This is a genomic window from Streptomyces sp. T12, assembly GCF_028736035.1.
Taxonomy (GTDB): Bacteria; Actinomycetota; Actinomycetes; order Streptomycetales; family Streptomycetaceae; genus Streptomyces.
Window position 1 is genome coordinate 10640695 of sequence record NZ_CP117866.1, and the last position, 18142, is coordinate 10658836.

The following is an 18142-nucleotide window of genomic DNA, read 5'->3' on the forward strand; positions in this document are numbered from 1 at the left end:
GGCTTGGCCTTGTCCTAGATCCGCAGAAGTTGCAGTTCGGCCAGCGTGGGTGGTGCTCGGCCGCCGTCAGGCGCGGTGGCGAAGACCCCGCGGACGCTGTCGGCGGGCGAGAGCGTGCCGACAGCGTCAGACAACGGCGCAGGAAGGACCGGTCCCGTGCCGACGGCACCGGATGCACAAGTGGCATCGGCATGCTCGGCATGACCGTTGCCACTGTCACCGTGGCAGACGTACTCGTCGCTTCCCATCGCCATCCCCGCATGAGCAGAGGCGAAGGGGAAGTGGTGGGCGCCGACTGCGACAACCCCGCCCGGGCTGAGAGCGTGCATGCCGAGAAGGCCGGCCAGCAGCCCGAGCACCAGCAGCACCCGCCACCGCCCACGGGGCGATCGCGCAGAGTGGAGCTGTGCACGGGCTGTCACAACCCTCATGCTACGGAAACCGCCCGGCCCCGCGCGGGCAGGCGGGCATTCGGCCTGGTCCTTGCTTGCGGAGACACCGAGCAAGACCCGCCGCGGCTGGTCGAGACCGGGCAGTCCGGCCAAGCCGTCCGGCATGCGGTATACCCGGCACGCGATCCCAGGAGTGCGGCCGGGCTCGGCGAACAGCTCCCGCCCAGTGACCATGCAGCTCGGCGAGCCGGTGAAAGCCTCCGCCTCTGACGCGCACTCGGCGAAGCAACTCGGCCGCGGGCCCGGCGTTCGGGCAGTCGGGGACGACGAGAAGCACGAGGTCCACACCTTCAGTGTCGCGCGCACCCCGTGAGGAGCCCACTGTCCGTCATGAGGGCTGGCCGACGGGCGAGGCACAAGGAATCCGGGAGCCCGTTCGGGAGCCGCATCTCGAAGTCGGCTCCCCAAACGGCCCCCACAACCACTCAGGGGCCCGACCCGCGATGCGGATCAGGCCCCTGACCTGGTCGCGTCGGAGTAGTCCACCAGCATGCCGTACGTGGGCGGCAGCCCAGGCGTGCACTACCCACAGCTCCGCGCCGGTCAGCTCCACCGGGTGGGCCGCCCGGCGCAACGCCGACCTGCTCGGCTGCGCCCCGTCCACACCCACCACGACCACGCTCGGGGAGCCGTTGCCGGACGCCGTCACGGGTTCGCCTCCGCGTGGAACTCGCGGAACGCGGCGAAGGCACGGGGACCGTAGACGGTGCCCGGCCCGCCGTTCATCAGGATCGCGACCCCGATCGCCTCGGCCGCCTCCTGCTCGGTGGCGTCCTGCCGGACGGCGGCGTGGGCGTGAGCGGCGATGCAGCCGTCGCACTCTTTACTCACCGCGATGGCCAGCGCGATCAGTTCCTTCGTCTTGGCATCCAGCGCGCCGGTGGCGAGCGCGCTGTCGTGCAGTTGCCGGTACCCCTCGTACACCTGTGGGATCGCGTTCCGCAGATCTCGGGCAGGAGCCCGCAGCTCGTTGCGCACATCGGTGCCGTAGGTCATGGTTCCTCTCCTTCTTGAGTATCGGTGGACGTCTGAGTCCCCCTGGCGACGCTCAATGTCGGCATCGTCATCTCCCGAAGTCCGCGTCCTCTCCATTGACGCGCCGCAGCAGAGCGGGGCAGAGAGGGCCGGACGGCTCTTTCGCCGGGACCTTCGGGGCCCGTCGTGGAACAGTGGAAAGGGGTTGAGGGCGTCGCGGGACGCGCCCGCGAACGTGCACGGCGGGCGAAGGAGGACGCGATGAGTCACCCTGTGCTGGCGGGTGTCGACGGATCCGAACGCAGCCTGGCCGCAGCCGACTGGGCCGCGCGGGAAGCGTTGCTGCGCGGCGTTCCGCTGCGTCTGGTGCACGCCTCTCCACCGCTTCCGGGCGATGCCGTTCCGGTCCAGGCCACGCAGACGCTGCACCATATGGGCGAGCGCATGCTCCAGCGGGTGATCGCCGACCTCGGCGCCCGCTACCCGGATCTCCAGGCGCGGGGGGAGCAGGCCGCCGACGCCCCGGCCATGGCCCTGCTCGCCGCGGCGCGCGGTGCCGGGCTCCTCGTGGTCGGGGCACGAGGCTCGGGCGGCTTCGACGGCCTCGCGGTCGGATCCGTGGCCCTTCGTGTGGCGGCAGCAGCTGCGTGTCCCGTCGTGCTGGTGCCCGAACGGCCGGTCGGGGGCTTCGGAGACGCGACGCGGATGGCAGGCGGTGTGGCCCAGCTGGTGGTGGGCTTCGACGCGCACCGTCCGGTCGGTGAGGTGGCGGACTTCGCGTTCGCCGCCGCTGAGGCGCGCGGGGCACGTCTGCGGGTGGTTCAGGCGTGGGCTCTTCCCGCCGAGGCCGTGTCGCCCCAGACGCTGTTCGTGACCGAGGAGGACCGCGCCACCTGGGAGGACCAGGAGGTCCTGCGGCTGTCCGACGCCCTGCGTACGCGGCAGGACAAGTATCCGGAGGTGATCACCCGCACCGATGTCGTCCTGCTCCACCCCGCGCAGGCGCTCCTCAACGCGTCCCGGGGAGCGGACCTGCTGGTCGTGGGCCGCCGCACCGGGCCCCAGGCGCCCGAGGGCCGACTGGGGCCGGTGACCCACGCCGTACTGCACCACACTCGCTGCCCGGTGGCGGTCGTGCCGTATGCCGGCTGACGGGGGAGAGGATCAGCCGAAGAACACCTCGAACTCGTCGTACAGCGACGGATCCACCAGCTTGGTCTTCGCCCTGGTGCCGTCGAGGGGGATGCGGATGATCTGGGTGCCGCGCAGGGCCACCAGCTTGCCGTAGTCGCCGTCCTTGACCGCGTCCACGGCGTGCAGCCCGAAGCGCGTGGCCAGCCACCGGTCGAAGGCGCTCGGAGTGCCACCGCGCTGGACGTGGCCGAGGACGGTGGTACGGGCATCCTTGCCCGTGCGTTCCTCGATCTCCTGGGCAAGCCACTCGCCGATGCCCGACAGCCGCACGTGGCCGAATTCGTCAAGCGTCCGGTCCTTGAGGACCATCTGCCCCTCGATGGGGACGGCTCCCTCGGCGGCGACGACGATCGGGGCATAGTGGATCTTGAATCGGTTCTTCACCCACGCACAGACCTGATCGATGTCGAACGGCCGCTCCGGGATGAGGATCACGTTGGCGCCGCCCGCTACCCCGGCGTGCAGGGCGATCCACCCGGAGTGCCTCCCCATCACCTCCACCACCAGTGTGCGCATGTGCGACTCGGCGGTCGTGTGGAGGCGGTCGATGGCCTCCGTCGCGATGCCTACGGCCGTGTCGAAGCCGAAGGTGTAGTCGGTGCCGGACACGTCGTTGTCGATGGTCTTCGGCACGCCGACCAGATTGACCCCCTGACGGCTCAGCTCGGTGGCCACACCGAGTGTGTCCTCGCCGCCGATCACGATGAGCGCGTCCACCTGGTGCGCGGCAAGCATGTCCTTTATGCGCTGTACCCCGTCCTCATGCTTGAACGGGTTGGTGCGGGAGGAACCGAGGATGGTCCCGCCACGTGGCAGGATCCCCCGTACGCCGGAGATGTCCAGCGGCACGACATTGCCTTGAAGCGCACCGAGCCAGCCGTCCCGCAGGCCGACGAAGTCGAAGCCGTACTCCTGGATTCCCTTGCGGACGACGCTGCGGATCACAGCGTTGAGGCCGGGGCAGTCGCCGCCACCGGTCAGCACTCCGACCTTCATGGCTTCTTCTCTCCTCTGCAGATGACGTCGGCCGGTCCGCTACTGCCGACTGTGCCCTGCCGGGCGGCGGGTCGGCCCTTTGTCTTTATACGGTGCGGTTTGGCCGGCTGCGCCCTGGGGATGCCGTCGGCGGGAGTGGCACGCACGTCCTCGGCTTTCACGTCGGTGGATTGCAGCGCCCGGCACCCGAAGCGCCCGGTGCGGCGCGACGTGCGGCGCAGGACACCCTCGCGTTCGCGTTGGGTCTCGCACGGGTCGGCCGACGACCCCCAAGCCATGGGCTCGGTCCACGAAGGCGAGGCGGACTCCAGGAGCCGGTTCATCCGCTCGAAGAGTTCGTCGGACTCGGCAGCGCTCGACCACGCCAGGAGGCCTGCCCCAGCAGGCTTTCCGACCTGTGCCGAACGGGCAGAGCCATCCGGCTCACCTCCACGGAAGTGAACTCGAAGAGCCATGTGACTCCCCTTCCAGCATGAGCGACAGCGGCCCCGTCGGCGACCCGCCCATGCCGCCGAGCGCGACACAAGGGGCATGGATGCGTGCGCGGCGAGGTGGGAACCACCCCTCAGCGGCCGACTGGCCCATGTGACCGACGAAGGCGCCGACACCACGGCGCTCAGCCTCTGGTGGGGGAAGTCCGGGACGCGTCGATCCGGTATCCGAGGTGCGCGGAGACCGAGACCACGCCGTCGACATTTCGGCACAGCCGTTCGACGATGGGGATCAAGCTGCTCACCTCGACGGATCCTCCAAGGGTCACCTGCCCCTCACGCACCTCGACCGTCACGTCCGAGGGCGCGAGCCCCAACGTCCGCCGCAGCACCTCCCGGGTGATCTCATCGCGGATGGCGTCATCCCCGCGCAGGAAGATCCGCAGCAGGTCACTGCGGCTGACGATGCCCCGGAGCCGGTCCGCCTCGTCGACCACGGGCAGCCGCTTGACGTTCTGGGTCGCCATGAGGCGGGCCGCCTCGACCACACTCCACTCCGGACGCGCGCAAACGGCGGGAGCCGACATCAATTCCCCGGCCCTGACACCAGCGGCCTTGGCCCGCTCCCATGCCTCCAGGTGAGGAATCGGTGCGCGCCCGGACGGGTCGGCCTGGGCGGAGCATTTGCGCAGCAGGTCGGCCTCGGACACGACGCCCAAAGGGTGGTCCAGGTCGTCCACCACCGGTACGGCGGTGACGTCGTTCTCCGCCAACAGCTCGACGATCTCCTTGAACGGCGTGTCGCGCCGGGCCCGGACGACATCGCGGGTCATCAGGTCGGCGACCGTACGGTGCTGCATGTCGCTCCTCCCTTCCCCGGGTGACAGCCAACAGCCATCACATGTCAAGCGTGGCAGGAGCCAGGCGTCCACAGGAGAGCCACCCAGAACCTGCTCAGCGCCGGATGGCCCCGGAAACCGGGCCGTTCGGCTCCCCCGGATCAGGGTTCTCACCCGGTCTTGTGCCCCCACCTGGGCCCTACGAGGTCCCACTCCCGGCCCCACCGGTCGATGCGCCGCCGGTCGAGCCTCCAGCGGACGAGGGCCCCGGTGCCGAAGGCCGTGCCGGCGAGTCCGAGCGCGGCGGCCGTGCCCAGGACGCCGGCCTCGATGGCAGCCTCCGTCGGGCTCGGCGGCTCGATGGCGAGCTCGCCCCGGCCGTCCAGCCAGACCACGACCTCGGCGCCGGCCCTCTGCCCCCTGTCCACCAGGGTGTTGTCGGTGTGTGTGTCGCCGCCCGGGGTCGTCCAGCTGATCTTGGCCAGGGCGCGTGTCCCACCCGCCGCGGTGGTCGAGGCGGGGACGTCGGCGCGGAGCACGGCCCGCACGGAGTGCCGTTCGGCGCGCTGCCGAGCGAACTCCACTTCGGCGGCGTGGGCGGTCACCAGGCCGGCCAGCGTGCCGCCCACCAGGACGACCGCCCAGACGGCCAGCACGACCCAGCCCTCGACGATGTCGTCGCGCCGTCGCAACGGGTTGCCGCGCCAGCGCCACAACCGCTTCTTCGTGCATGTGCCGTCGCTCATCGATCCGCACCTCCTCGGCGAGTTCGCTGTCCAGACCGTGCCAGTGCGCGCACCGCGCCGACATGGGCCGCCCGGACGGACTCGCGGGACCGACCGGCACCAACCCGGGCTCTGCACCGGGACGTTCAGCCCAATCCGGCCGGTGTCCTGCGGAGGATGTGGCCCGCCGGGCCCTTACGAAGGACCATCGGCCCCTCACCGCCTCACCGCCGAGTGTTCATGCTCGAAGCAGCACCACTCCGGGGCGAGAGGAGGACGCCATGCACAGCACCTTCATCGATGCCGCGGTCCTGGAGACATGTGTCTCGGCCGCGGTCGCCGCGCCCTCGATCCACAACTCCCAGCCGTGGCGCTTCCGTCTGGATCAGGAAACGGTCACCTTCCACGTGCGTGCCGCGCCCGGCGGGGCCCTGCGGCACACGGACCCGGAAGGCCGAGCCCTGCATCTGTCGGTGGGCGCTTGCGTGCTCAACCTCCGCGTCGCGGTGGCCCACTTCGGCTGGGACCCGGTCACCCGCCTGCTGCCGCGTCCCGAGGAACCGGACCTGCTCGCATCCGTCCGACCGACCGAGCCCGCCACCCGCCACCCACGCGGAGGCGACATCGGCCTGTACGAGGCGATCTGGCGTCGGCGCAGCAGCCGCTTCCCGTTCTCCGACCGGCCGATCCCGCTGCATCTGCGCGTCCAACTCGCCGCGGCGGCCGGTACGGAGGGCGCGTGGCTCCGCTTCCCCGAAGACGCCGAGACCGCACGCCTGCTCGCGCTCACCGCAGACGGCGAGCAGCGCAACCGCATGGACGCCGACCGCAGTACTGAGAGCCGCCGCTGGGTGCGCGGGGATCCGTACGCGGAGGCCGACACGGGCCTGCCGTGGGCGGTGCTCGGCCCGCAGGACGCCCGGGAGCGGCTCCCCATGCGCGACTTCACCGCCCAACGCCGTCCCGGCCGACTCCCCGCCCGCCCGTACGAGACGACCCCCGTCATCGCACTCCTGACCACCGAACACGACCGGCGCACCGACTGGCTGCGCGCCGGGCAGGCCCTCGAACACGTCCTCCTGGTCGCCACGGCTCATGGCCTGCGCGCGTCCCTGTTCCATCAGGCGATGGAGTGGCCCGACCTGCGCGAGTCCGTGACCCCTGGGCCCGATCACGCGCACATGCTCATACGCCTCGGCTACGGCCCCGAAGGCCCCGCCACTCCGCGGCGCGCGGTGCGTACAGCGCGCGACGCCGGGCGGTGAGCGGGTAGCCGGTCGGGGCGCGTCAGCCGGCCGTGACACTCATGGCTTCCGCTTCGAGAGGTGTGGGCAAGCCGGGGTGGATCTCGAACACGCCCGCCAGACCGGCGATGCGCAGCACGCGCAGGAAGCGCGCGCTGTCCGTGACCAGTCGCAGTCGGCCCTGCCGGGCCAGGATCCGATTGCGGGTCCGGCACAGGACGCCAAGCCCGCTGCAGTCGACGAACGACACGCCACGCAGGTCGAGCACCAGATCGGAGGGCAGCGCGTCCAGGTGTGCCGCCAGGTGCGACGCCGCGAAGAGGTCGATCTCCCCGCGCAGCTCCACGAGGGTCGTACCAGCGACGGCGCGTACCGAGAGGGGTGGCATGGACCTGGTGTGGTTCTCGGACATGGCCAAAGCGAATCCCGTGCGGCCTGCGGGCGGAAGGGCCGGTCGGTCCAGCCTTCCCGATCCCGCGGGGCCGACCGGCCCTACGGTGCCTGCCGCCCCGTCCGGCCGGGCGATCAGGGCCGCCCGGCCCAAGCACGTCCACCGGAACGTGGGAAAAGCTGGACCTGCGGGGCAATACCGGCACCCCTGTGACCCGTGCGCAGCCCGGGCCCCTGACCAGGGGGACCGAGGAAGGAAGGATCGTCATGAAGGGCTTCGTCTTCCACGGCCCCGGACACGCCTCCTGGGAGGACGTCCCGGACCCCGGCCTCAAGGACCCCACCGACGCGATCGTGCGCGTGGACACGGTCACCATCTGCGGAACCGACCTGCACATCCTCAAGGGCGACGTGCCCGAGGTGCGCCCCGGCACGGTGCTCGGGCACGAGGCGGTCGGCGTGGTCGTGGAGACCGGCAGTGACGTGCGCACTGTACGGCCCGGGGACCGGGTCCTGGTCTCCTGCATCACCGCCTGCGGCCGTTGCCCCTACTGCCGCAAGGCCATGTACGGCCAGTGCCGGGGCGGCGGAGGCTGGATCCTCGGCCATCTGATCGACGGCACGCAGGCCGAGTATGTGCGCGTGCCGCACGCCGACCTCTCCGTCCACGCGCTGCCCGGCACCCCGGACGGTAAGGACGCCGTCCTGCTCGCCGACATCTTCCCGACCGCCTACGAAGTGGGTGTGCTGAACGGGCAGGTACGGCCCGGTGACACGGTCGCCGTCGTCGGAACCGGTCCCATCGGGCTCGCGGCCATCGCCACGGCTCGCCTGTTCGCGCCCGAGCGGATCGTCGCCGTGGACCTGGCCCCCGCCCGGCTGGAGGCCGCTCGGCAACTCGGCGCCGATGCCGTGGCCGATGCCCGCGAGGCCCCCGAGCAGCTGATCGCCGACCTCACCGACGGGCTGGGCGCCGACGTGGTCATCGAGGCGGTCGGGGTGCCGGAGAGCTTCGAGATGTGCACGCGGACGGTCCGGCCCGGCGGGCATGTCGCCAACATCGGCGTGCACGGCAGGCCTGCGACCCTGCACCTCGAAGACCTGTGGATCAAGAACATCACCATCACCACCGGCCTCGTCGACACCCATTCCACCCCCACCCTGCTGCGCATGGCGGCCGCCGGCCGCCTGCCCACCTCACAGCTGGTCACCCACGCCTTCCCGCTCGACCTCATGGAGGAGGCGTACGACGTCTTCGGCAAGGCCGCCGACACTGGCGCCCTCAAGGTCGTCCTCGGTGAGGAGCAGCACGACGTCGTCGCTCTCCCGGCGCCCTGACGAGAGGAAGTGACGGGCCATGGCCGAACAGGTCGAGTCGAAGGCGACCGAGGCAGCACCCGTGGGCGACCTCGGGCGCCGGATCGCCCGGCGACGCACCGAACTCGGCCTCTCCCGGGAGGAGACGGCCACCCGGGCGGGCATGGCTCTCAGCCATCTCCTATCTCCACTGTCTGGAGGAGCATCCGGCCGCCGCACCGGGCATGGGCGCGCTCCATGTACTGGCGGAGGCCCTGCACACCACCGTCAGCGAGCTCACCGGCGGGACACCGATCTGCCGCCCGGCACCACTCCCCGTGCATGCCGCCGCCCCGGCATCGCAGAACTGCCCACTCGGGAATGCCGCGCCCTGCTGTCGACCCACGGTGTGGGGCGCATCGCCGTACCCACCGTCACCGGGCCGGTGAGCGTGCCCGTCAACTACAGCGTCGTGAACAGCGCCATCGTCTTCAGGACCGCCCCCGTTACGACACCGTCCCAAGCGTCGGGCTGCCAGGCCGCCTTCGAGATCGACCGTATCGACGACGTGTTCATCCAGGGCTGGAGCGTGCTCGTACGGGGACACGCGCGGGCCGTGACGGACCCCGACGAGATACGTGCGGCGCGACCAGTGGGTGCGAATCGATCCCCGCGTGATCACCGCGCGGCGGATCATGGCGGAATGGGGGCTTTTGTCCGGCACGTCCGGGACTGATGGCCCTCGCCCGTGGCCCCTCGCAGGACGAACGATGGACTTCTCAGCGCACCGCTGTACCAGATGTATCAGGCGAAAGACGGACTGACTCATGTACCGCAACGACGGATTCCGCGAACTCGGACGGCAGGAGTGCCTGCGCCTGCTGGCCAAGGTGCCGGTCGGCCGGATCGTGCACACACGTCAGGCCCTGCCCGCGGTACTGCCCGTCAACTTCTGTCTGGACGACGACGGCGCGGTGCTGCTGCGCACCGCGGCCACCTCCGAACTGGTGCGCGCGATCGACGGCACGGTGGTCGCCTTCGAGGCCGACGAGGTCGACGCGGCCACGCACTCGGGCTGGAGCGTCGTCGTCACCGGCTCTGCCACGGTGGTCACCGACCCGGACGAGCACGAGCGCCTTGCCCGTACCGGTCCGCGCTCCTGGGTGCCCTCGCCCCGGGAGGTGTTCGTCCGGATCGAGCCCGAACTGGTGACCGGTCGCGAACTGGTCGGCGGACGCAGCATGTACGGGTTGGACGTCGCTCACTGACCCGGTCTGCGACTTCCGGGGGTCGCCGGATGCGGGGCCGAACGGCCCTGTGACGGGAGCCGTACGGCGTGTCGTCGGGTTCGTGCGGCCCCTGCTCGCGTCGTCGTGGAAGGACGAGCATCGGGGGCACAGAGCAGAAGGGAGAGGGAGATGACTCGCCATCATGTGGTCGTCGGAGTCGACGGTTCCCTGAACGCCGTACGAGCGCTGGACTGGGCCGCGGACGAGGCCGCACGCCGTGACGCCGAACTGCGCGTCGTGTACGCCGTGCCCGACCGCGACGAGGCCGGACCCGTCCTCGCGTCGGCCGCCGCACGCGTCCGGGAACGTCATCCGGCCCTGTCGGTGGTGACCAAGGCAGCGGCGGGCAGCGCCGTACGGGCCCTCCTGCGCGAGAGCGAGGGCTCCGACCTGACCGTCGTCGGCACCCGCGGCCTGGGCGGCGTCACCGGGCTGCTGGTCGGCTCGGTGAGTCTGCGCCTGGCCGCGCATGTGCACGGCCCGCTGCTCGTCGTACGCGGTGACCACCCGTGCGACGACAAGCGCAGCGTGCTGCTCGGTCTGGAGGACGACTCCGACGCCGACGCGGCCTCTTACGCCTTCTACGAGGCGGAGCGGCGCGGTGTCCGGCTGCGCGTCCTGCACTCGACCCACCGCCCCGTCACCCCCGAACTGCCCTCCCTGATTCCCGCCACGAGCCCGGGGCAACGGCGGCGCGCCCAGAACGACCTGGCCGAGGAGGCCGTGCCGCGCTTCAACCTGGCCCAGTTGCGGGAAGAACACCCCCAGGTCGACGTCGAGACCCGCACGGTCCGCAGGGGACCGGCCCAGGCTCTCCTGGACCACACACGAGAGGCCGCCGTCGTCGTCATCGGCACACACCGCCGGACAAGCCGGCCCGGACCGCAGCTCGGCCCGGTCGCGCACACCCTCCTGCACCGCTCCCACTGCCCTGTACTGATGGTGCCGGCAACCGACTGACCGGCGCCCCCCGTCGTTCTGGGACCGCCGGCTCATCAGGCAATGCACGCCCGCACGCGTCGGTCGGAGCGCCCATCGGTTCCGTGACACACGAGGTGCTCCATCGCGCGAACACGCTGGTCGCGGTCACGCCCCACGACTGACCGGACAGACGGATCAGTCCTCGACGGGGGCGAGCCGGACTCCGGTGACAAGGTCGGGGCGGATGCGGACCGCGTAGTCCATGGCCCGTCCCACCCAGGGATGCAGCAGGTCCTGGTAGCGGGCCAGATCGCGGGCGTCGGTCACGAGCTGGGCGTATCCGGTGACGACCACGCTCCAACCGAGGTGCGTGCCCGGGTCGATGGCGTCTGCCTCGTACGCCACTACGACCCCCGGCGCTCCCGCCTGCCGGGCCCGTGACGTGAGGGCCGCTCCCTCGTGGGTGCGGATGACGATGTCACCCCCGTCCAGGACATGGTTGACAGGGCGGATCGTCGGCAGAGCGTGCTGGGTGAAGACGATCCGCCCGAAGGACACGCTGCCCAGAAGCCGCAGCGCTTCGGCGCCGTCGAGGTCAATGCCCCGACGTGGTCCCGGGGCGATCGGCAGGGCGTTGTCGCAGGCCATGGCGGGTTCCCGTAGCTGTTCGTCTCTCACTGCTTGCTGTCTCCGACCGGCTCACCGGTTCCGTCACGCGGCACGGGACCGTGATGGCCGCTGGGCGGGCTAGGTGGCTTTGTGCGCGGGCACTTTTCCGATCAGATCATTCGAACCGCGGCCGCCCGGCCGACGCTAGGGCCGTTCGGCCCTCTCCGGTGACCGGACGGCCTGTTTGGGGAGGGCGATACGCGGACGATGCGGAGGTGGGGCGCCACGCGGGGTCGGGGGATGGGGACAAGGGAGGGTGGCGCCGACGACCAGCAGGATCGGCGCCGGATCCGGGACCCTGTGCTGGGGCCTTCAGCTGCTGGAAGGGCGGTGTTGTGCGGGACCGGTCTGCGTGCGACGTCGGCTCGGCGTGCTGCACTTCGAGGTTCTGGCCGTGTGTGCACCTGCCCGGCGTGGGCACGTACGCAAGCCCCGCCCTGTCCGAACAGGGGGTCCTGTGCCGGGCCGCACGGCGCAGCTTGCTCTCCCGGCCCCCCGTGGCCATCCGTCCCGCCTGTTCCGGCCGGCCCCCTCAGTCCGGCGAGTCCTGCCCGTCCCGCCTCTCCGCTGGACCACGACGCCGCGAGCGGAGGTGTCACCGACCTGCGGATCGCCGCGCCCCGGTGTGTCGCACGGTCCGCCTGACCGCGGAGTCGGTCCTGGAGCCGGTCGGCGATTTCGTGGGCTTGTCGCCTCCCGGGCAGGCGCGAGCACCAGGGTGTCGCCCACTCGGATCTCGGCCCCTGCCGACCACGGCTGCTCGACGTCCTGCACCGCGACCAGGCGACCCGCACCTCGCCGTTGACGCCCGGCACCCCGGTCCGTCCGTCGGCATCCCACACGCCAGAGCCGGATTGAGGGCAGACCGGCCCTGCCCCAAGGCCCGGTAGCGAGAAGGATCTCTGTACGCATGGGCACTCGAGCCCGTGCACCCGGATCACAGGTCAAGGAGCATCCGCTGGCAGACGGCGAACAGCCCGGCACCGCGGCGCAGGCCCTCGTGCGGTTGCCCGCGCTGCGCCCCCAAGTCGCGGTGCTCGACGTGCGCCTGCCCGACGGCGACGGCGACGGCGACGGCGACGGCGACGGCGTGACCGTGCGCCGGGAGCTGCGCTCGCGTCTGCCGGAGCCGGCCTGCCTGATGCTGACCTCGTTCGACGACGAGGAAGCCCTGCTGGACTCGATCATGGCCGGCGCCTCGGGATATGTGCTGAAGCAGATCCAGGGCTCGGACCTGGTGTCGGCCGTGCGGACCGTCGCCCGCGGCCAGTCCCTGCTCGACCCGAGCGCCACCACCAGGCTGATGGCCCGCCTGCGCCACGGGCATGGGAAGGAGGAGGCGCCGGACCCCTTGCCTGGTCTCACCGGCCGGGAGCGGGAGATTCCCGCCCTGATCGGCGAGGGACTGACCAACCGGCAGACCGGCCAAAGGCTCTTCCTCGCAGAGAAGACCGTCAAGAACCACAGCTCCCGTCTGCTGGCCGAGCTGGGCGTCGAGCGGCGCATCCAGGCCGCGGTCATCGCCACCCAGGCCGAGGACCGGCTGAAGCAGCAGGGCCGCTGAAGGGCGGTGCGACAGCGGGGGAGTGGGGCCGGACGTCCCGTACCTCAGCCCCGTACGGCCCCTCCCGCACAGGGTCCGCAGAACGGAGGCTGGCGGCGCACCGGAACACCACCGGACATCGATCGGGAGGACGACGGACATGAGCGTGCGCGTCGGCATCAACGGATTCGGCCGGATCGGCCGTAACTACCTGCGCTGCGTACTGGAGCGCGCGGAGACCTCCGCCGGCACCCCGGTGGAGGTCGTGGCGGTCAACGACATCACCTCACCGGCGGCGCTGGCCCATCTGCTGGCGTACGACTCGACATACGGCCGCATCGGCCGTCCCGTCGAGCACGACGACGAGTCCCTCACCGTGGCCGGGCACCGCATCGCCGTGACCGCCGAGCGGGACCCCGCCGCCCTGGCCTGGGGCGACCTCGGCGTCGACATCGTCATCGAGTCGACCGGCCGTTTCCGCACCCGCGAACAGGCCGGCCGGCACCTGAAGGCCGGTGCCCGCAAGGTGCTGCTCTCCGTGCCGGGCAAGGACGTCGACGCCACCGTGGTGATGGGTGTCAACGAGGGAACGTACGACCCGCAGAGCCACCACGTCGTCTCCAACGCCTCCTGCACCACCAACTGCGTGGCGCCGATGGTGAAGGTCCTCGACGAGCACTTCGGCCTCGTCAAGGGGCTGATGACCACCATCCACGGCTACACCAACGACCAGGTGGTCCTCGACGGCCCGCACAAGGACCTGCGCCGCGGCCGCAGTGCCGCCGTCAACATCATCCCCACCTCCACCGGGGCCGCCCGCGCCGTCGGGCTGGTCATGCCGGAGCTGGCCGGCACCCTGGACGGCATCGCCGTACGCGTCCCCGTCGAGGACGGTTCGCTGACCGACCTCAGCGTGGTCCTGGACCGGCCGGTCAGCGTGGAGGAGGTCAACGCCGCGTTCCGGGAGGCCGCCGACGGTCCGATGAAGGGCGTGCTGCGGGTGTCCGAGGCCCCGATCGTCTCCCGCGACATCGTGGGCGACCCCGCCTCCTGCGTCCTGGACGCCCCGCTGACCCAGGCGCACGGCGACCTGGTGAAGGTCTTCGGCTGGTACGACAACGAGTGGGGCTACACCAACCGGCTGCTGGACCTCACCGAATACGTCGCGGCCCGGCTCCCGCGCGGCTGACCGGGCGTCCCGCCCCGGCCACCGGGTCCGATTCCGTACCGTCCCTCGCCCTGCACCGTTACCGTGGCACATGACCGCAACGGTCCGCTTCGGGTGGGTCGAGGGGACGTGGAGGAGCACCGGTGGAGAGCCAGGAGCATGCCGGGGAGGCCCGCGTACGGCTGCCGCAGCTGAAGCTGGACGAGCTGCTGGAGGAACTGCAGGCCCGCCTCGACGCGGCCCGTGGCACCCGCGACAGGGTGCACAGCCTCCTGGAGGCGGTGCTCTCCGTCGGCCGGGAGCTGGACCTCGAACAGGCACTGCACAGCATCGTGGAGGCCGCCGCGGTGCTGGTGGACGCCGAGTACGCGGCCCTGGGCGTGATCGGGCCGGACGGCAATCGGCTGTCCGCCTTCCACACCGTCGGCGTCTCCGAGGAACAGATCGCCCGCATCGGCCCCTTTCCGGAAGGCCACGGCATCCTGGGCGAGCTGATCCACCACCCCGAGCCGCTTCGGCTGACGAAGATCTCCGAACATGCCGCCTCGTACGGCTTCCCGCCCCACCACCCGCCGATGAACACCTTCCTCGGCGTCCCGATCCGGGTGCGCGACCAGGTTTTCGGCAACCTGTACCTGACCGAGAAGAGGGGCGGGGCACAGTTCGACGAGGAGGACGAGTCGGTCCTGTCGACCCTGGCCGTCGCGGCCGGCGTCGCCATCGACAACGCTCGCCTGTACGAGGAGACCCGGCTGCGGGAGCGCTGGCTGCAGGCCAACGCCGAACTCACCCACAGCCTGATGTCCGGCGGCCATCGTGGCGAGGCCCTCGGCCTGATCGCCGAGCGCGCCAGGGAGATCACCGGCGCGGCCCTCGCCGTGGTCGCCATGCCCCTGGAGGACACCGAAGCGCTGGAGGTGGAGCTGGCCGTCGGGCAGGGCGCCGAGGCCCATCGCGGGCTCGTGCTGCCCATGAACGAGAGCCTGATCGGCCAGGCCTTCTCCACCGCCACCCCCCTCACCAGCCCGGACGTCACCCGCGACGAGCGTGTGCCGTCCGCATCGCCCCGATTCGACGGGCTCGGGGCCGCCGTGGCCGTGCCCATCGGGGCGGGCGGCGGCGTGCGCGGCGTCGTGTTGCTGGTGCGTGAGGCGGGACGCGCAGTGTTCTCCGAGAAGGAGATCGCGCCGCTCCGGGGCTTCGCCGCACAGGCGGCGATCGCGATGGAGCTGGCCGAGCGTCGTGAGGACGCGGAGCAGATCGCCCTGTTGCAGGACCGCGACCGGATCGCCCGGGACCTGCACGACCTCGCGATCCAGCGGCTGTTCGCGACGGGCATGACATTGCAGAGCGCCGGCCGTTTCATCGAGCACCAGGAGGCCTCGGACCGCGTGGCGCGGGCGGTGGACGACCTGGACGAGACCATCAAGATCATCCGGTCGACGATCTTCGGTCTGCGCGCCCGCGACGGTGCCCCCGGGAGCGGGCTGCGGGCCCGCGTGGTCCGCGTCGCCGGCGAGGCCGCTCCCGTGCTGGGCTTCGCGCCCAGCGTCCGTATGGAGGGCCTGGTGGACACCGACGTGCCTCGGGAGGTCGCCGACCATGTGGTGGCCGTGCTCTCCGAGGCCCTGACCAACATCGGCCGACACGCCCGCGCCGACCGAGCCGAGGTCGCGCTGGAGACCGACGGCCGTGAAGTACGGCTGACCGTGACCGACAACGGCGTGGGCATCCCGGCCGAAGGGCGCCGCAGCGGACTGGCCAACATGGACGAGCGGGCCCGGCAACTGGGCGGGGAGCTGAGGGTGATCACCCCCGAGGACGGCGGCAGCACGCTGGTGTGGCGGGTGCCGCTGATGGCGGAAGAGCAGTAGGGGGCACCGGAGTTGGGCCGGTCGGGCCCCTTGTATGGGCCCTTCAGCTCTGTCGCGTCATGGGTTGCGGTGCCAGGCTGAGACCGGCTCACGAGACACATCGGCGGATGGGAACGCCTCGTGCGGCCTCTCGGGAAGGGCAGGGCGGGTCACCCTGCCCGTGCCGGGCCCGCGTCAGGCCGACGGCGGTCGTGCCGGGGGCGCGAGGTGCCCGCCTGGGTGGCGGGCCCGGCACACCGCTCCGCTGCCGTAACGGCGCCTTGACCGCCCCGTCCGTGGACGCGTACCTGGAACACGGAAGCCTCCCCACATCCGGCTGCCCTACCGTCGTATCGCTGCGGCGGTCCTGTATCTCAGGGGCCGAACGCCCCGGGCCGAGGGCCGACAGGCAGGAGCGGAGACGCGCCCCGCCGACCCGGCCCCTCCCGGCCCGCCCCCTGCCGACGGAGCCGGGAGGGATGACTCACTCGTGCGGCACGATCGCGACCGGGCAGCGGACGTGGTGCATCACCGCGTGCGCGACCGGACCGGTGTGCATGCCGATCCTGACCGGGCGGATCCTGCGGCCGACGGCCAGCAGCCCGGCGTCCCGTGTTGCGTGCAGCAGGTGCTGTGCGGGACGGCCCTCCTCGACCAGCCTGGTGACCTCCACAGCGGGGTACTTCTCCTGCCACGGTCCGAGCACGGCGTCCAGTGCCCGCCCGGCGGCCGCCCGCACGTCCCTTCGCGCCTTCGCCTCCAGCGCGTGAGGCACGTACGGCAGCTGCCAGGTGCGCACGACCCGCAACGGCGCGGCCCGCAGCGTCGCGCTCTCGAAGGCGAAGGCGAGCAGCTCCTCGCACGACTGCGCCGGGTCCACACCGACAACGACAGGGCGATACGGAGTGTGCGCCGACGGTAGGCCCTCCGCGTCCGGCTCGTGATCGTCCTCCAGGATCTGATCCGCCCGTACCAGCACAACCGGACGTGCCGCGTGGGCAACTGTCGCCAGCGCCACCGAACCGGCCATGAATCCGCCGAAGCCGCTGAACGCGCGGCTTCCGAGGACCAGCAGCTCGGCCTCGTCGCCTGCCGCGACCAGGGCGTCGGCCGCGGGCCGGGAGATCTGCTCGGCGCTCAGATAGACCTGCGGGTAGCGTTCGTTGAGCCGGTCCATCGCGCCGCGCAGGATCCGCCGCGCCCAGTAGCGTGGCGCCTCCAGCTCGGGCAGCTCCGACTCGTCGGGCGGCATGCCGCCCTCCCCGGCGTGCACCAGGCGCAGCGGCAGACCACGCCTGAGCGCCTCCCGGGCCGCCCAGTCGGCGGCGGCGAGGCTTTCTCGGGAACCGTCCAGTCCCACCACAACAGGGCGAAGCACGGCCAACACCTCCCCGGTCGGTGTCCGCACGCCGGTGTGCGGGTCCCTTCGCTTCCAGAATCGCCTCGCGGGCAGCGGCACGGCAGGGGCCACAGCGGCCCGCGGCGGGGGCCGAACGGCCCCGGATGGTCAGTGCGGTGCGACTGCCGGGGCGCGGCGGGTGACCGCCCGACGCACGCCCGTGACCGTGAAGGCCAGAGCGCCGGCCGCCACGACGGCGAGCAGCACCAGCCCCGGCGCGTACGAGCCGATGGCGCCGTAGAGCGAGCCCATGACCAGCGGCGGCACGAAGCCGCCCAACCCGCCCGCTGCCCCGACGACTCCGGTGACCGAGCCGGTGCGCTCGGGCGGCGCCAGCAGGGCCACGAAGGCGAACGTCGCGCCGCTGCCCGCGCCCAGCGCGGCCGCCATGGCCAGGCAGGCCGCCTGAGTGAGGCCGTAGCCGGTCTTCAGGTAGGTGGGCAGGTAGACGGAGAAGGCGACATAGCCGCCGAAGGCCACCGCGTACAGTGCGGAGGCCTGCCAGGTGATGCTCAGCCGCAGCGTGCCGGCCAGGCGCTGGAGCAGCGGCTCCGTCGGCGATGCGGCGAACCGCATGGCCGGGTTCGTGCTGCTCGCGGTGGCGATGCGGCCGGTCGGCGGCTGGCTGTCGGACCGCGTCGGACCGGTGCGGGTACTGACCGGCTCCCTGGGCGTGATCGTCGTGGGCGCCCTGGTGCAGTCCCTCACGCCGTCCCTCGCGCCGGTCGGCACGCTGGAGAACCCCGGCCGTGACGAGG

The 18142-nt window shown here is 71.7% G+C and carries 18 protein-coding genes; 9 read left to right on the plus strand and 9 right to left on the minus strand.

What is annotated here, in order from left to right:
* Positions 1-14: 14 nt before the first annotated feature.
* Positions 15-368 (minus strand): DUF6153 family protein, encoded by a 354-nt coding sequence (locus tag PBV52_RS47605; RefSeq protein ID WP_274248143.1) that lies wholly within the window; start codon positions 366-368, stop codon positions 15-17.
* A gap of 729 nt (positions 369-1097) precedes the next feature.
* A complete protein-coding gene (locus PBV52_RS47610; protein WP_274248145.1) occupies positions 1098-1448 on the minus strand; it encodes a carboxymuconolactone decarboxylase family protein in 351 nt (116 codons plus the stop codon).
* A gap of 240 nt (positions 1449-1688) precedes the next feature.
* Between PBV52_RS47610 and PBV52_RS47615 the strand changes: the two genes are divergently transcribed.
* Positions 1689-2579 carry a universal stress protein gene (locus PBV52_RS47615; RefSeq protein WP_274248147.1) on the plus strand — a complete coding sequence of 297 codons (891 nt, stop codon included), beginning with the start codon at positions 1689-1691 and terminating at the stop codon, positions 2577-2579.
* A gap of 12 nt (positions 2580-2591) precedes the next feature.
* On the opposite strand, the gene PBV52_RS47620 is transcribed toward PBV52_RS47615, so the two are convergent.
* The 3 genes from PBV52_RS47620 to PBV52_RS47630 all read right to left on the minus strand — a co-directional run bounded on the left by PBV52_RS47620 (position 2592) and on the right by PBV52_RS47630 (position 5633).
* Positions 2592-3617, minus strand: a complete 1026-nt coding sequence (locus PBV52_RS47620) for a 6-phosphofructokinase (RefSeq protein WP_274248148.1) — start codon at positions 3615-3617, stop codon at positions 2592-2594.
* Between the two features lie 616 nt (positions 3618-4233).
* Positions 4234-4908: a CBS domain-containing protein gene (locus tag PBV52_RS47625; protein ID WP_274248150.1), complete on the minus strand. Its 675-nt coding sequence runs from the start codon at positions 4906-4908 to the stop codon at positions 4234-4236.
* Between the two features lie 149 nt (positions 4909-5057).
* A complete protein-coding gene (locus tag PBV52_RS47630; RefSeq protein ID WP_274248152.1) occupies positions 5058-5633 on the minus strand; it encodes a hypothetical protein in 576 nt (191 codons plus the stop codon).
* A gap of 260 nt (positions 5634-5893) precedes the next feature.
* On the opposite strand from PBV52_RS47630, the gene PBV52_RS47635 reads away from it, so the two are divergent.
* Positions 5894-6877 (plus strand): hypothetical protein, encoded by a 984-nt coding sequence (locus PBV52_RS47635; RefSeq protein ID WP_274248153.1) that lies wholly within the window; start codon positions 5894-5896, stop codon positions 6875-6877.
* Positions 6878-6899: 22 nt separating this feature from the next.
* Here the strand turns inward: PBV52_RS47635 and PBV52_RS47640 are convergent, their stop codons facing one another.
* Complete coding sequence (locus PBV52_RS47640) at positions 6900-7268, minus strand: STAS domain-containing protein (protein ID WP_274248155.1); 369 nt, start codon at positions 7266-7268, stop codon at positions 6900-6902.
* Between the two features lie 245 nt (positions 7269-7513).
* Between PBV52_RS47640 and PBV52_RS47645 the strand changes: the two genes are divergently transcribed.
* From PBV52_RS47645 to PBV52_RS47660, 4 genes are all read left to right on the plus strand, one after another.
* Positions 7514-8584 carry a zinc-dependent alcohol dehydrogenase family protein gene (locus tag PBV52_RS47645; RefSeq protein ID WP_274248157.1) on the plus strand — a complete coding sequence of 357 codons (1071 nt, stop codon included), beginning with the start codon at positions 7514-7516 and terminating at the stop codon, positions 8582-8584.
* A gap of 19 nt (positions 8585-8603) precedes the next feature.
* The gene (locus tag PBV52_RS47650; protein WP_373921985.1) at positions 8604-9278 is read left to right on the plus strand and encodes a pyridoxamine 5'-phosphate oxidase family protein; all 675 of its coding nucleotides are present in this window, start codon (positions 8604-8606) and stop codon (positions 9276-9278) included.
* A 91-nt stretch (positions 9279-9369) separates the two neighbouring features.
* Entirely contained in the window at positions 9370-9810 is a 441-nt protein-coding gene (locus tag PBV52_RS47655; RefSeq protein ID WP_274248159.1) for a pyridoxamine 5'-phosphate oxidase family protein, read from the plus strand.
* 150 nt (positions 9811-9960) lie between these two features.
* Positions 9961-10791: a universal stress protein gene (locus PBV52_RS47660; RefSeq protein ID WP_274248161.1), complete on the plus strand. Its 831-nt coding sequence runs from the start codon at positions 9961-9963 to the stop codon at positions 10789-10791.
* A 156-nt stretch (positions 10792-10947) separates the two neighbouring features.
* On the opposite strand, the gene PBV52_RS47665 is transcribed toward PBV52_RS47660, so the two are convergent.
* The gene (locus PBV52_RS47665) at positions 10948-11400 is read right to left on the minus strand and encodes a pyridoxamine 5'-phosphate oxidase family protein (RefSeq protein ID WP_274249982.1); all 453 of its coding nucleotides are present in this window, start codon (positions 11398-11400) and stop codon (positions 10948-10950) included.
* A gap of 931 nt (positions 11401-12331) precedes the next feature.
* Between PBV52_RS47665 and PBV52_RS47670 the strand changes: the two genes are divergently transcribed.
* From PBV52_RS47670 to PBV52_RS47680, 3 genes are all read left to right on the plus strand, one after another.
* Positions 12332-12985, plus strand: a complete 654-nt coding sequence (locus PBV52_RS47670; RefSeq protein ID WP_274248163.1) for a response regulator transcription factor — start codon at positions 12332-12334, stop codon at positions 12983-12985.
* 139 nt (positions 12986-13124) lie between these two features.
* Positions 13125-14153 carry a type I glyceraldehyde-3-phosphate dehydrogenase gene (gap, locus tag PBV52_RS47675; protein ID WP_274248165.1) on the plus strand — a complete coding sequence of 343 codons (1029 nt, stop codon included), beginning with the start codon at positions 13125-13127 and terminating at the stop codon, positions 14151-14153.
* 122 nt (positions 14154-14275) lie between these two features.
* Positions 14276-16006, plus strand: a complete 1731-nt coding sequence (locus PBV52_RS47680) for a GAF domain-containing protein (protein WP_274248167.1) — start codon at positions 14276-14278, stop codon at positions 16004-16006.
* A 463-nt stretch (positions 16007-16469) separates the two neighbouring features.
* On the opposite strand, the gene PBV52_RS47685 is transcribed toward PBV52_RS47680, so the two are convergent.
* Together PBV52_RS47685 and PBV52_RS47690 are read right to left on the minus strand one after the other, a co-directional pair.
* A complete protein-coding gene (locus tag PBV52_RS47685) occupies positions 16470-17363 on the minus strand; it encodes a universal stress protein (protein WP_274248169.1) in 894 nt (297 codons plus the stop codon).
* A gap of 129 nt (positions 17364-17492) precedes the next feature.
* Positions 17493-18092 (minus strand): hypothetical protein, encoded by a 600-nt coding sequence (locus PBV52_RS47690; protein WP_373921986.1) that lies wholly within the window; start codon positions 18090-18092, stop codon positions 17493-17495.
* Positions 18093-18142: the final 50 nt, after the last annotated feature.